We start from the raw sequence: 13,999 nt of genomic DNA, 5'->3' as shown, positions 1-13,999 counted from the left end.
CATGGCAGATTATCAGGGTAAAAAAGTCGTCATTATCGGGCTTGGGTTAACCGGCCTTTCCTGCGTGGACTTTTTCCTGGGACGCGGCGTGACGCCGCGCGTCATGGATACCCGAATCTCTCCGCCGGGGCTTGATAAGCTGCCGGAAGAGGTGGAGCGCCATCTCGGCTCGCTGAATGACGCCTGGCTGTTAGAGGCCGATCTGATTGTGGCGAGCCCGGGCATTGCGCTCGCGCATCCGTCATTAAGCGCGGCAGCGGAGGCCGGCGTTGAGATCGTCGGCGATATCGAGCTGTTCTGTCGCGAAGCGCAGGCCCCCGTTATTGCGATTACCGGCTCAAACGGGAAAAGCACCGTGACCACGCTGGTAGGCGAAATGGCGAAAGCGGCGGGCGTGAACGTTGGCGTCGGCGGCAATATTGGCTTGCCGGCGTTAATGCTGCTGGAAGAAGGGCGTGAGCTTTATGTGCTTGAGCTTTCCAGCTTCCAGCTGGAGACCACGTACAGCCTGAAGGCAGCAGCCGCGACTATCCTTAACGTGACCGAAGATCACATGGATCGTTACCCGCTCGGCCTGCAGCAGTATCGCGCGGCAAAATTACGGATTTATGAAAACGCGACGGTGTGCGTGGTGAACGCGGACGATGCGCTGACCATGCCGGTGCGCGGCGCTGACGCGCGCTGCGTAAGCTTCGGTATTGATGTCGGAGATTATCACCTCAATCGCCAGCAGGGCGAAACCTGGCTGCGCGTGCGGGGCGAGAAAGTCCTGAATGTCAAAGAGATGCAGCTGGTTGGACAGCATAACTACACCAATGCGCTGGCGGCGCTGGCGCTGGCTGACGCCGCGGGCCTGCCACGCGCCAGCAGTCTGAAAGCGCTCACCACATTTGGCGGTCTGGCGCACCGTTTCCAGCTCGCTTTCGAGCATAACGGCGTGCGCTGGATTAACGACTCCAAAGCGACCAACGTTGGCAGCACCGAGGCGGCGCTGAACGGCCTGCATCTCGATGGTACGCTGCATCTGCTGCTGGGCGGCGACGGTAAATCAGCGGATTTCTCGCCGCTGGCGCGCTACCTGACGGGCGATCGCGTGCGTCTCTATTGCTTTGGCCGCGACGGCGACGCGCTGGTGGCGCTGCGCCCGGAAGTGGCGGAACGCACAGAGACGATGGAAGAGGCGATGAAATTGATTGCCGGGCGCGTGCAGCCGGGCGATATGGTGCTGCTTTCACCGGCCTGCGCCAGCCTCGATCAGTTTAAGAATTTCGAACAGCGCGGCGACGTCTTTACGCGTCTTGCGAAGGAGCTTGGCTGATGCGTTTATCTCTCCCGCGCCTTCGCCTGCCGCGTCTGCCCGGTATGGGTATTCTCGCCTGGCTGTTTATGGCGCTCCGTGGCTGGGTAATGGGCTCGCGCGAGAAAGACACCACCAGCCTGGTCATGTACGACCGCACGCTGCTATGGCTGACGTTCGGGCTTGCGGCGATCGGTTTTATCATGGTGACTTCGGCGTCGATGCCGGTGGGGCAGCGTCTGGCAAACGATCCGTTCCTGTTCGCCAAGCGTGACGGCATCTACATTCTGCTGGCATTTGCTCTGGCGCTTGTTACGCTGCGTCTTCCGATGGAATTCTGGCAACGCCACAGCGCCGCGATGCTGATAGCTTCCATAGTGATGCTGCTGATCGTGCTGGTAGTAGGGAGCTCGGTCAACGGGGCGTCCCGCTGGATTGCGCTCGGCCCGCTGCGTATCCAGCCTGCGGAATTCTCCAAGCTGTCGCTCTTTTGTTACCTCTCGAACTACCTGGTGCGTAAGGTTGACGAGGTGCGCAACAACCTGCGCGGCTTCTTAAAACCGATGGGCGTGATCCTCGTCATGGCGGTACTGCTGCTCGCGCAGCCTGACCTCGGTACCGTGGTGGTGCTGTTCGTCACGACGCTTGCGATGCTGTTTCTTGCAGGTGCCAAGCTCTGGCAGTTCATCGCGATTATCGGCATGGGCATCTCGGCGGTCGTGCTGCTGATCCTCGCCGAGCCGTACCGTATTCGCCGCGTAACCTCGTTCTGGAACCCGTGGGAAGATCCGTTTGGTAGCGGCTACCAGCTTACCCAGTCGCTGATGGCGTTTGGCCGCGGCGAGTTGTGGGGACAGGGGCTGGGAAATTCCGTCCAGAAGCTGGAGTATTTACCCGAAGCGCATACCGACTTCATCTTCTCCATTATTGGGGAAGAACTGGGATATATCGGTGTGGTACTGGCGCTTTTGATGGTATTCTTCGTGGCTTTTCGCGCCATGTCGATCGGGCGTCGCGCGCTGGAAATCGATCAGCGTTTTGCGGGCTTTTTGGCCTGTTCTATCGGCATCTGGTTTAGCTTCCAGGCGCTGGTTAACGTCGGCGCGGCGGCGGGTATGCTGCCAACGAAGGGCCTGACGCTGCCGCTTATCAGTTACGGCGGCTCGAGCCTGCTTATCATGTCGACGGCGATTATGTTTTTGTTGCGCATAGATTATGAAACGCGTCTGGAGAAAGCCCAGGCGTTTACACGAGGTTCACGATGAGTGGTCAACCAAAGCGGCTGATGGTGATGGCGGGCGGAACGGGCGGACACGTCTTTCCGGGGCTCGCCGTAGCGCACCATCTGATGGCGCAGGGATGGCAGGTTCGCTGGCTGGGGACCGCCGATCGCATGGAGGCAGACCTGGTGCCGAAACACGGCATTGAGATCGATTTTATTCGCATCTCCGGCCTGCGTGGTAAAGGCATGAAGGCGCTGCTGCTGGCGCCGGTGCGTATTTTTAACGCCTGGCGTCAGGCGCGGGCGATCATGAAGCGTTTCCAGCCTGATGTGGTGCTGGGCATGGGCGGCTATGTATCTGGTCCTGGCGGGCTGGCGGCGTGGTCGCTCGGTATTCCGGTCGTGCTGCATGAGCAAAACGGCATCGCGGGGCTGACGAATAAGTGGCTCGCGAAAATCGCCAGCCGCGTCATGCAGGCGTTTCCTGGCGCGTTCCCGAAAGCGGACGTGGTGGGTAACCCGGTGCGCACTGACGTGCTGGCGCTGCCGTTGCCGCAGGCGCGTCTGGCAGGCCGCGAGGGGCCGGTACGGGTGCTGGTGGTTGGCGGCTCCCAGGGCGCGCGCGTATTGAACCAGACGATGCCGCAGGTGGCGGCGCAACTGGCCGATGCCGTGACTATCTGGCATCAGAGCGGTAAAGGCGCGCAGGCGGACGTGCAAAAGGCGTATGCCGACGCGGGTCAGCCGCAGCATAAAGTGACGGAATTTATCGACGACATGGCGGCTGCCTACGCGTGGGCGGATGTGGTTGTCTGCCGCTCCGGCGCGCTGACGGTAAGTGAAATCGCCGCGGCGGGCTTACCGGCGCTGTTCGTACCGTTCCAGCATAAAGACCGACAGCAGTACTGGAACGCGCTGCCGCTGGAGAAAGCTGGCGCCGCGAAGATTCTGGAGCAGCCGCAGTTTACCGTTGAGGCGGTAAGCGAGACGCTGAAGGGATGGGATCGCGTCACGCTGCTCGACATGGCTGAGCGGGCGCGCGCTGCCGCTATTCCCGACGCGACCGAACGGGTCGCGGATGAAGTACGCGCGGTCGCCCGCGCGTAACGATTGCGGATAATGTTTGTTCCGCGTGAATTGATGATGTTATGGCGTTTGCCAAAGGCTTTTAAAGAATGAATACACAACAACTGGCGAAACTGCGTTCTATCGTGCCCGAGATGCGTCGCGTCCGGCACATTCACTTCGTTGGCATCGGCGGCGCCGGTATGGGCGGTATTGCGGAAGTGCTGGCTAACGAAGGCTACCAGATCAGCGGGTCCGATCTGGCACCGAACGCTGTCACGCAGCAGTTGACGGCGCTGGGCGCCACGATTTATTTCAACCACCGTCCGGAAAACGTTCTGGATGCGAGCGTGGTGGTGGTCTCCAGCGCCATTTCTGCGGATAACCCGGAAATTGTGGCGGCCCACGAGGCGCGCATTCCGGTTATTCGCCGCGCGGAGATGCTGGCGGAGTTGATGCGCTTTCGCCACGGCATCGCTGTCGCCGGTACGCATGGCAAGACCACGACCACCGCGATGGTGTCGAGCATTTACGCTGAAGCCGGGCTGGACCCAACTTTCGTTAACGGCGGGCTGGTTAAAGCGGCAGGGACGCATGCGCGCCTTGGCAACAGCCGTTATCTGATTGCTGAAGCGGACGAAAGCGACGCGTCATTCCTGCATTTGCAGCCAATGGTGGCCATTGTGACGAATATCGAAGCCGACCATATGGACACGTATCATGGTGACTTTGAGAACCTGAAACAGACGTTTATTAACTTTCTGCACAATCTGCCGTTTTACGGCCGTGCGGTGATGTGTGTGGACGATCCGGTTATCCGTGAGCTGCTGCCACGCGTTGGCCGTCAAATTACCACTTATGGTTTCAGCGAAGATGCCGATGTACGTGTGGAAAATTATCGTCAGACCGGCGCGCAGGGCCATTTCACTCTCGTGCGTCAGGACAAGCCTGAACTGCACGTGACTCTTAACGCCCCTGGCCGCCATAACGCGCTCAACGCGGCGGCGGCGGTGTCGGTGGCCACGGAAGAGGGGATTGAAGACGAGGCCATTCTGCGCGCGCTGGAGAGCTTCCAGGGCACCGGGCGTCGTTTCGATTTCCTGGGCGAGTATCCGCTTGCTGATGTAAACGGCAAAGCGGGTACCGCGATGCTGGTGGATGACTACGGTCATCACCCGACGGAAGTCGACGCGACCGTACGCGCGGCGCGTGCGGGCTGGCCGGAGAAAAATCTGGTGATGATTTTCCAGCCGCATCGTTATACCCGTACGCGCGATCTGTATGACGATTTCGCCAACGTATTGTCCCAGGTTGACGTACTGTTAATGCTGGACGTATACCCGGCGGGCGAAGCGCCGATTCCTGGCGCCGACAGCCGTTCGCTGTGCCGCACCATTCGTGCGCGCGGCAAAGTAGACCCGATTCTGGTCTCCGATCCGACGCAGGTCGCCGCCATGCTGGCGCCGGTCCTGTCGGGCAACGATTTGATTCTGGTTCAGGGCGCGGGCAATATCGGTAAAATTGCCCGCCAGCTGGCGGAAGCGAAGCTGCAACCGGAGGAGAACGCGCATGGCTGAGAAAATTGCCGTACTGCTGGGCGGCAGCTCAGCGGAGCGTGAGGTCTCCCTGCAATCAGGCAGCGCCGTGCTGGCGGGCCTGAAACAGGCGGGCGTCGATGCGTATGCGATTGACCCGCGCGACGTGTGCGTCACGACGCTGAAAGAAGAAGGGTTCGATAAAGTTTTTATCGCGCTGCATGGTCGCGGCGGTGAAGACGGCACGCTGCAGGGGACGCTGGAATATCTCGGCCTGCCTTACACCGGCAGCGGCGTGATGGCTTCGGCGATCACGATGGATAAATTGCGCACCAAACTGCTCTGGCAGGGCGCCGGGTTGCCGGTCGCGCCGTGGGTGGCCCTGGAGCACCGCGATATCGTAAGCGGCCTGAGCGAGACGCTGAAAGCGCGTATCGCCGCGCTTGGCCTGCCGGTTATCGTGAAGCCGAGCCGTGAGGGTTCAAGCGTTGGTATGTCGAAAGTCGACAGCGCCGATGCGCTGATGCCTGCACTGGCGCTGGCGTTTGAACATGACAGCGAAGTGCTGGTCGAAAAATGGCTGAGCGGCCCGGAGTTTACCGTGGCTATCCTGGGAGACGACATCCTGCCCTCGATTCGCATTCAGCCTGCCGGCGTGTTTTACGACTACGAGGCGAAATATCTCTCGGACGAGACGCAATATTTCTGCCCGAGCGGGATTTCAGCCGACCGCGAGCAGGCGCTGCAGGCGCTGGTAATGGACGCCTGGCGCGTGATGGGCTGTCAGGGCTGGGGCCGCGTGGACGTGATGCAGGACAGCGACGGCGGGTTTTATCTGCTTGAAGTGAACACGGCGCCGGGTATGACCAGTCATAGTCTGGTGCCGATGGCGGCGCGTCAGGCAGGGATGAGCTTCTCGCAGCTGGTGGTGCGTATTCTGGAGCTGGCGGACTGATATGTCGCAGGCTGCGCTGAACACGAAAAATCGTCCTGAAGAAAATACGGTTTCGCGCCGTAATAATGGGACGCGTCTTGCAGGCATCGTCTTTCTGCTGGCGGTCGTGTTAACCGTGATATTCGGCGGCTGGATGGTGCTGGGATGGATGGAAGACGCCCAGCGCCTGCCGCTGTCAAAGCTGGTGGTGACAGGCGAACGCCATTACACCCGCAACGATGATATTCGTCAGTCCATTCTGGCGCTGGGCGCGCCGGGAACGTTTATGACGCAGGATGTGAATATCATCCAGAATCAGATAGAACGCTTGCCGTGGATCAAACAAGCAAGCGTAAGAAAGCAGTGGCCGGACGAATTGAAGATTCATCTGGTTGAATATGTGCCGATAGCACGCTGGAATGACCAGCACATGATCGATACCGACGGCACCGCTTTTAGCGTGCCGTCCGATCGCGCCAATAAGCAGAGCTTACCGCTGCTTTACGGCCCTGAAGGCAGCGAGAACGAAGTGCTGCAAGGTTACCGGGCGATGGGCCAGGTACTGGCGAAAGATAAATTTACGTTGAAAGAAGCGGCGATGACCGCGCGTCGCTCCTGGCAGGTGACGCTGAGCAATGATATCAAGCTCAACCTCGGCCGGGATGACACCATGAAACGCCTGGAACGCTTTGTAGAGCTGTACCCGGTTCTGCAACAGCAAGCGCAAACTGACGGCAAGCGGATAAGCTACGTCGATTTACGCTACGATTCCGGCGCGGCGGTCGGCTGGGAGCCGGCCCCCACTGAGGAAATTAATCAGCAACAGAATCAGGCACAGGCAGAGCAACAATGATTAAGGCGACGGACAGAAAACTGGTAGTTGGACTGGAGATTGGCACCGCGAAGGTCGCCGCTTTGGTAGGGGAAGTTCTGCCCGACGGTATGATCAATATCATTGGCGTGGGGAGCTGTCCGTCCCGCGGGATGGATAAAGGCGGCGTAAACGATCTGGAGTCCGTGGTGAAGTGCGTTCAGCGCGCAATAGACCAGGCTGAACTGATGGCGGATTGCCAGATTTCTTCGGTCTACCTGGCGCTTTCCGGCAAGCATATCAGCTGCCAGAACGAAATTGGCATGGTGCCGATCTCTGAAGAGGAAGTAACGCAGGAAGATGTTGAAAATGTTGTCCATACCGCAAAATCAGTACGCGTTCGTGACGAACATCGCGTTTTGCATGTAATTCCTCAGGAATACGCTATTGATTACCAGGAAGGGATTAAAAACCCCGTTGGGTTATCCGGCGTTCGCATGCAGGCGAAAGTACATTTAATCACCTGTCACAACGACATGGCGAAAAACATCGTCAAGGCAGTGGAACGTTGCGGCCTGAAAGTTGACCAACTTATTTTTGCGGGCCTGGCGTCCAGTTATTCCGTATTAACGGAAGACGAGCGTGAGCTGGGCGTCTGCGTAGTGGATATCGGCGGTGGTACAATGGATATCGCCGTCTATACCGGCGGTGCGCTGCGTCATACTAAAGTTATTCCTTACGCGGGTAACGTTGTGACCAGCGATATTGCTTACGCGTTTGGCACGCCGCCGAGCGATGCCGAAGCGATAAAAGTACGCCACGGTTGCGCGCTGGGCTCCCTCGTTGGCAAAGACGAGAGCGTTGAAGTGCCGAGCGTGGGCGGTCGTCCGCCGCGCAGCCTGCAGCGTCAGACGCTGGCGGAAGTGATTGAGCCGCGTTATACCGAGCTGCTTAATCTGGTGAACGAAGAAATTCTGCAGTTGCAGGAGCAGCTTCGCCAGCAGGGTGTGAAACATCATCTTGCGGCGGGGATTGTATTAACCGGCGGCGCGGCGCAAATTGAAGGTCTGGCGGCCTGCGCGCAGCGGGTGTTCCATACGCAAGTACGTATTGGACAACCTTTAAATATTACTGGCCTTACCGATTACGCCCAGGAGCCTTATTACTCCACGGCGGTGGGTTTACTGCATTATGGTAAAGAATCGCATCTGAGCGGTGAGGCGGAAGTGGAAAAACGGACTTCAGTTGGCTCGTGGATCAAACGGATCAACAGCTGGCTGCGAAAAGAGTTTTAATTTTTTTCAGAGACCGGACAAAATTAGCGGTCTCAGGCGAAAGGCACAAAACGGAGAGACATTATGTTTGAACCTATGGAACTGACCAACGACGCGGTGATTAAAGTCATCGGCGTCGGTGGCGGCGGCGGTAACGCCGTAGAACATATGGTGCGCGAGCGCATCGAAGGCGTGGAGTTCTTCGCAGTAAACACGGATGCCCAGGCGCTGCGTAAAACCGCAGTCGGCCAGACTATCCAGATTGGTAGCGGCATCACTAAAGGTCTGGGCGCAGGCGCAAACCCGGAAGTCGGTCGTAACGCTGCGGAAGAAGACCGTGAAGCGCTGCGCGCCGCCTTAGATGGCGCAGACATGGTGTTTATCGCAGCCGGTATGGGTGGCGGCACCGGTACCGGCGCAGCACCGGTTGTTGCTGAAGTGGCGAAAGACCTCGGCATCCTGACCGTGGCTGTTGTCACCAAGCCATTTAACTTTGAAGGCAAAAAGCGCATGGCGTTTGCCGAACAGGGTATTGCCGAACTCTCCCGTCATGTCGATTCCCTGATCACCATTCCTAACGACAAGCTGCTGAAAGTGCTGGGTCGTGGGATCTCCCTGCTGGATGCGTTCGGCGCAGCCAACGACGTGCTGAAAGGCGCGGTACAGGGTATCGCCGAGCTGATTACGCGTCCGGGTCTGATGAACGTCGACTTTGCGGACGTGCGCACCGTAATGTCTGAAATGGGTTACGCCATGATGGGCTCCGGCGTTGCGAGCGGTGAAGACCGTGCGGAAGAAGCCGCCGAAATGGCTATCTCTTCTCCGCTGCTGGAAGATATCGATCTGTCCGGCGCGCGTGGTGTTCTGGTCAACATCACTGCGGGCTTCGACCTGCGTCTGGATGAGTTTGAAACCGTGGGTAACACTATCCGTGCTTTCGCGTCGGATAACGCGACTGTGGTTATCGGTACGTCTCTCGACCCGGATATGAACGACGAACTGCGCGTGACCGTTGTTGCGACCGGTATCGGTATGGACAAGCGCCCTGAAATCACGCTGGTGACTAACAAGCAGGCGCAACAGCCAGCTATGGATCGCTACCAGCAGCATGGTATGGCGCCGCTGACTCAGGAGCAGAAACCGGCTTCTAAAGTCGTCAACGACCCGACGCCGCAGACCGCGAAAGAGCCAGATTATCTGGATATCCCGGCGTTTCTGCGTAAGCAGGCTGATTAAGAATAAGCCGGAAGTTGGGCATATGCGCTCTTTGTGCTAAAATGCCCCACCGGTTGTGATGTACACTATCGGTAAGGTGAATTATTTGGCGAGATTATACGATGATCAAACAAAGGACTCTTAAACGTATCGTTCAGGCGACTGGCGTCGGTTTACATACCGGCAAAAAAGTCACCCTGACGCTGCGCCCTGCGCCGGCAAATACCGGGGTCATCTATCGTCGCACCGACTTGAATCCTCCGGTAGACTTCCCGGCCGATGCCAAATCTGTGCGTGATACCATGCTCTGTACTTGCCTGGTCAATGAGCATGATGTGCGGATTTCTACCGTCGAGCACCTGAACGCGGCCTTAGCTGGCCTTGGTATCGACAACATCATCGTCGAAGTCGACGCGCCTGAAATCCCGATTATGGATGGCAGTGCCGCGCCGTTCGTTTACCTGCTGGTTGATGCAGGTATTGATGAACTGAACGTTGCGAAGAAATTTGTACGCATCAAAGAAACCGTGCGTGTTGAAGACGGTGATAAGTGGGCGGAATTCAAACCGTATAACGGTTTTTCGCTGGATTTCACCATTGACTTCAATCACCCGGCGATTGATGCCAGCAATCAGCGTTACTGCATGAACTTCTCTGCAGACGCGTTTATGCGCCAGATTAGCCGTGCCCGTACTTTCGGTTTCATGCGTGATATCGAATATCTGCAGTCCCGCGGTTTGTGCCTGGGCGGCAGCTTCGATTGTGCCATCGTTGTTGACGATTATCGCGTTCTGAACGAAGACGGCCTGCGTTTTGAAGATGAATTTGTTCGTCACAAAATGCTGGATGCGATTGGTGACCTGTTCATGTGTGGCCACAACATTATCGGCGCGTTTACCGCCTATAAATCAGGCCATGCGCTGAACAACAAACTGCTTCAGGCTGTCCTGGCCAAACAGGAAGCCTGGGAATATGTCACCTATGAAGACGAGGCTGAACTGCCTCTGGCTTTCAAAGCGCCGTCGCTGGTGCTGGCGTAACAGCATAGTCTGACTAAAGACGACTGGTAAACCAGGTACTCTCTCCGGCCTGTGTTCGCCAGTCGTTTTTTATTGCGCTTTTGCATTGCTCTTGTACAACCATTTTTCTCGTCGCCTTTTTCCCTGCTTTAGCATCTCTCTGGTAATGACTAACTGCTGGTTTCTTGTGCGGATTGCGTAAGGTATCGCAGCGATACTGCTGCCGCCTCGCAGGAATGATGGTAGTATTTATGCCCTTATTAATGACAATCTAACGCTGGCCCTGCCGGCGTTATCCGGTGGGTTACAGTGCCTGGTATATTCACGCGTTGGCGACAGTTTGGAAGACGCTATTTCTGGCCGCATCTCCTGTTGGGGATGGTCGCGGCCAGTCTTGGCCTGCCTGCGCTCAATAATAATGCTGAACCTGCCGCGCCTGCGGAGGCCAGCAGCAGTCATACCGGCACGCTGCGCAGTTTCGATTCACTGGTACTGCTCGGCGAAACGTCCCGCCGTTCGGCGGCATTCGGGGTGGATTACTGGCAACAACACGCCATTCGCACCGTTATCCGTCATCTCTCTTTCGCTATGGCACCGCAAGCGTTGCCCATGGCGATGGAGGAAAGCTTTCCGCTTAAAGCGCAGCATCTTGCGCTGCTCGACACCTTAAGCGCCATGCTGACGCAGGCGTTTCAGCCTGCTGCCGCGCCTGTCCAGCCCGCGCCGCGTTTGCGTCCGCGTCTTTCCTTTACGGTTCCCGCCTGGATAAGCCAGGTACAGGGCATCCGCGCCGGTCCTCGTCTCCTCGCCTGAGTCTGTCCGTTTTTTAATTATCTTATTTTTGCCTGTGCGAGGCTTCAGAGAATTTATCATGTTAATCAAAATGTTAACCAAGGTATTTGGTAGTCGTAACGATCGTACTTTACGCCGTATGCGTAAGGCCGTTGCGCTTATTAATGGTATGGAACCGGCGCTGGAAAAGCTTTCCGATGAAGAGCTGAAAGGTAAAACCGCTGAGTTCCGCGCGCGTCTGGAAAAGGGCGAAACGCTGGAAAACCTGCTGCCGGAAGCCTTCGCGGTGGTACGTGAGGCAAGCAAGCGCGTCTTTGGCATGCGTCACTTTGACGTACAGCTTCTGGGCGGTATGGTGCTTAACGATCGCTGCATCGCGGAAATGCGTACCGGTGAAGGTAAAACCCTGACGGCGACGCTGCCGGCCTACCTGAATGCGCTGACCGGTAAAGGCGTTCACGTTGTGACCGTCAACGACTACCTGGCGCAGCGTGACGCCGAAAACAACCGCCCGCTGTTTGAATTCCTGGGCATGAGCGTCGCGGTGAACATGTCCGGCATGCCAGCCCCTGCGAAACGCGAAGCCTATGCTGCGGATATCACCTACGGCACCAACAACGAATACGGTTTCGACTACCTGCGCGACAACATGGCGTTCAGCCCGGAAGAGCGCGTACAGCGTAAACTCCATTACGCGCTGGTGGATGAGGTTGACTCCATTCTTATCGATGAAGCCCGTACGCCGCTTATCATCTCCGGCCCGGCGGAAGACAGCTCTGAGCTTTACAAAAAAGTTAACAAAATCATCCCCCATCTGGTGCGTCAGGAGAAAGAAGACTCCGACACCTTCCAGGGCGAAGGTCATTTCTCTGTCGACGAAAAAGCGCGTCAGGTTAACCTGACTGAACGCGGGCTGGTGCTGGTCGAGGAGCTACTGGTTAAAGAAGGCATCATGGACGAAGGCGAGTCGCTTTATTCGCCGGGCAACATCATGCTGATGCATCACGTCACCGCCGCGCTACGCGCGCATGCGCTTTTCACTCGCGATGTTGACTACATCGTTAAAGATGGTGAAGTCATCATTGTCGATGAACACACCGGTCGTACCATGCAGGGCCGTCGCTGGTCTGATGGTCTCCATCAGGCGGTGGAAGCCAAAGAAGGCGTGGAAATTCAGAATGAAAACCAGACGCTGGCATCCATTACGTTCCAAAACTATTTCCGCCTCTATGAAAAGTTGGCCGGGATGACCGGTACGGCGGATACCGAAGCGTTTGAATTCAGCTCTATCTATAAGCTGGATACCGTTGTGGTGCCGACGAACCGTCCGATGGTGCGTAAGGATCTGCCGGATCTGGTTTACATGACCGAAGCCGAGAAGATAGACGCGATCATCGAAGATATTAAAGATCGCACGGCGAAAGGCCAGCCGGTGTTGGTGGGTACTATCTCCATTGAGAAATCCGAAGTGATTTCTCAGGCGCTGACCAAAGCGGGCATCCAGCACAACGTCCTGAACGCCAAGTTCCATGCACGTGAAGCAGATATCGTCGCGCAGGCGGGTTATCCGGGCGCAGTGACTATCGCCACCAACATGGCAGGCCGTGGTACCGATATCATGCTGGGCGGCAGCTGGCAGGCAGAAGTCGCCGAGCTGGAAGCGCCGACCGAAGAACAGATTGCGCAGATCAAAGCCGACTGGCAGAAACGTCACGATGCGGTACTGGCATCGGGCGGTCTGCACATTATCGGCACCGAGCGCCACGAGTCGCGCCGTATCGACAACCAGCTGCGTGGCCGTTCCGGTCGTCAGGGCGATCCGGGTTCTTCTCGCTTCTACCTTTCCATGGAAGATGCGCTGATGCGTATTTTCGCCTCGGATCGCGTAGCTAACATGATGCGTAAACTGGGGATGAAACCGGGCGAGGCGATTGAGCACCCCTGGGTCACGAAGGCGATTGCCAACGCGCAGCGTAAAGTGGAAAGCCGTAACTTCGACATCCGTAAACAGCTACTGGAATATGATGACGTCGCCAACGATCAGCGCCGCGCCATCTACACCCAGCGTAACGAGCTGCTGGATGTGGCTGACATCAGCGACACCATTAACAGCATCCGCGAAGATGTGTTCAAAGCGACCATCGATGCGCATATTCCGCCGCAGTCGCTGGAAGAGATGTGGGACATCCCGGGCCTGCAGGAGCGCCTGAAAAACGATTTTGATCTGGAGTTGCCGATTGCAGAGTGGCTGGATAAAGAGCCGGATCTGCATGAAGAAACCCTGCGCGAGCGTATTCTGGAAAGCGCGAAAGAGGTCTATGCCCGTAAAGAAGAAGTGGTTGGCGCTGAGATGATGCGTCACTTCGAAAAAGGCGTGATGCTGCAGACGCTGGATTCACTCTGGAAAGAGCATCTGGCGGCAATGGATTACCTGCGTCAGGGTATCCACCTGCGCGGTTATGCGCAAAAAGATCCGAAGCAGGAATATAAGCGTGAATCTTTCGCTATGTTCGCAGCCATGCTGGAGTCGCTGAAGTATGAAGTGATCAGCACGCTCAGCAAAGTACAGGTGCGTATGCCGGAAGAGGTGGAAGCGATGGAGCAGCAGCGACGTGAAGAAGCGGAGCGCCTGGCGCAGATGCAGCAGCTCAGCCATCAGGATGACGAAACCGCTGCCGCGGCCGCACTTGCCGAGCAGAGCGGCGAGCGCAAAGTAGGCCGCAACGATCCGTGCCCGTGCGGCTCCGGTAAGAAATATAAGCAGTGCCACGGCCGCTTAAGCTAACCCGTTATTAAGCATCACAAAAGGCGCAGATATCTGCGCCTTTTTTACAG

Annotated in this window: 11 protein-coding genes; all 11 read left to right on the top strand. The window is 57.3% G+C overall.

Translation table 11 applies throughout. The features are described 5' to 3' along the window. The first annotated feature begins 1 nt into the window (after nucleotide 1). Complete coding sequence (gene murD / locus BJP61_RS17835) at nucleotides 2-1,318, top strand: UDP-N-acetylmuramoyl-L-alanine--D-glutamate ligase (protein ID WP_171998893.1); 1,317 nt, start codon at nucleotides 2-4, stop codon at nucleotides 1,316-1,318. Further along, nucleotides 1,318-2,562, top strand: coding sequence for a cell division protein FtsW (gene ftsW / locus BJP61_RS17830; RefSeq protein WP_038864851.1), 1,245 nt, complete (start codon nucleotides 1,318-1,320; stop codon nucleotides 2,560-2,562). Before murD ends, ftsW begins: the two co-directional genes overlap by 1 nt. Next, nucleotides 2,559-3,626 (top strand): undecaprenyldiphospho-muramoylpentapeptide beta-N-acetylglucosaminyltransferase, encoded by a 1,068-nt coding sequence (gene murG / locus BJP61_RS17825; protein ID WP_171998891.1) that lies wholly within the window; start codon nucleotides 2,559-2,561, stop codon nucleotides 3,624-3,626. The genes ftsW and murG overlap by 4 nt, the downstream gene beginning before the upstream one ends. A gap of 68 nt (nucleotides 3,627-3,694) precedes the next feature. After that, entirely contained in the window at nucleotides 3,695-5,161 is a 1,467-nt protein-coding gene (gene murC, locus BJP61_RS17820; protein ID WP_038864847.1) for a UDP-N-acetylmuramate--L-alanine ligase, read from the top strand. Then, a complete protein-coding gene (locus BJP61_RS17815; protein ID WP_171998889.1) occupies nucleotides 5,154-6,074 on the top strand; it encodes a D-alanine--D-alanine ligase in 921 nt (306 codons plus the stop codon). Before murC ends, BJP61_RS17815 begins: the two co-directional genes overlap by 8 nt. A gap of 1 nt (nucleotide 6,075) precedes the next feature. Then, entirely contained in the window at nucleotides 6,076-6,906 is an 831-nt protein-coding gene (gene ftsQ / locus BJP61_RS17810) for a cell division protein FtsQ (protein WP_038864843.1), read from the top strand. Then, nucleotides 6,903-8,159: a cell division protein FtsA gene (gene ftsA / locus BJP61_RS17805; RefSeq protein WP_004388394.1), complete on the top strand. Its 1,257-nt coding sequence runs from the start codon at nucleotides 6,903-6,905 to the stop codon at nucleotides 8,157-8,159. The genes ftsQ and ftsA overlap by 4 nt, the downstream gene beginning before the upstream one ends. A 63-nt stretch (nucleotides 8,160-8,222) precedes the next feature. Next, a complete protein-coding gene (gene ftsZ / locus BJP61_RS17800) occupies nucleotides 8,223-9,374 on the top strand; it encodes a cell division protein FtsZ (protein ID WP_007677031.1) in 1,152 nt (383 codons plus the stop codon). Nucleotides 9,375-9,475: 101 nt separating this feature from the next. Continuing rightward, the gene (lpxC, locus tag BJP61_RS17795; protein WP_004388392.1) at nucleotides 9,476-10,393 is read left to right on the top strand and encodes a UDP-3-O-acyl-N-acetylglucosamine deacetylase; all 918 of its coding nucleotides are present in this window, start codon (nucleotides 9,476-9,478) and stop codon (nucleotides 10,391-10,393) included. Between the two features lie 288 nt (nucleotides 10,394-10,681). Then, entirely contained in the window at nucleotides 10,682-11,185 is a 504-nt protein-coding gene (gene secM / locus BJP61_RS17790; RefSeq protein WP_071603733.1) for a secA translation cis-regulator SecM, read from the top strand. Nucleotides 11,186-11,243: 58 nt separating this feature from the next. Beyond that, nucleotides 11,244-13,949: a preprotein translocase subunit SecA gene (gene secA, locus BJP61_RS17785; protein WP_038864833.1), complete on the top strand. Its 2,706-nt coding sequence runs from the start codon at nucleotides 11,244-11,246 to the stop codon at nucleotides 13,947-13,949. Nucleotides 13,950-13,999 lie beyond the last annotated feature (50 nt).

It is taken from the genome of Cronobacter sp. JZ38, from assembly GCF_008932145.1.
Classification (GTDB): Bacteria; Pseudomonadota; Gammaproteobacteria; order Enterobacterales; family Enterobacteriaceae; genus Cronobacter; species Cronobacter muytjensii.
The sequence above is the reverse complement of the archived record's forward strand: the minus strand, read 5'-3'. Positions and strand labels throughout refer to the sequence as shown.

Excerpts from the sequence above, each read along its gene's own strand:
- ftsA (WP_004388394.1), top strand. The coding sequence starts at position 6,903 with ATGATTAAGGCGACGGACAGAAAACTGGTAGTTGGACTGGAGATTGGC.
- ftsQ (WP_038864843.1), top strand. The coding sequence starts at position 6,076 with ATGTCGCAGGCTGCGCTGAACACGAAAAATCGTCCTGAAGAAAATACG.
- secA (WP_038864833.1), top strand. The coding sequence starts at position 11,244 with ATGTTAATCAAAATGTTAACCAAGGTATTTGGTAGTCGTAACGATCGT.
- lpxC (WP_004388392.1), top strand. The coding sequence starts at position 9,476 with ATGATCAAACAAAGGACTCTTAAACGTATCGTTCAGGCGACTGGCGTC.
- ftsZ (WP_007677031.1), top strand. The coding sequence starts at position 8,223 with ATGTTTGAACCTATGGAACTGACCAACGACGCGGTGATTAAAGTCATC.
- murD (WP_171998893.1), top strand. The coding sequence starts at position 2 with ATGGCAGATTATCAGGGTAAAAAAGTCGTCATTATCGGGCTTGGGTTA.
- murC (WP_038864847.1), top strand. The coding sequence starts at position 3,695 with ATGAATACACAACAACTGGCGAAACTGCGTTCTATCGTGCCCGAGATG.
- murG (WP_171998891.1), top strand. The coding sequence starts at position 2,559 with ATGAGTGGTCAACCAAAGCGGCTGATGGTGATGGCGGGCGGAACGGGC.
- ftsW (WP_038864851.1), top strand. The coding sequence starts at position 1,318 with ATGCGTTTATCTCTCCCGCGCCTTCGCCTGCCGCGTCTGCCCGGTATG.
- BJP61_RS17815 (WP_171998889.1), top strand. The coding sequence starts at position 5,154 with ATGGCTGAGAAAATTGCCGTACTGCTGGGCGGCAGCTCAGCGGAGCGT.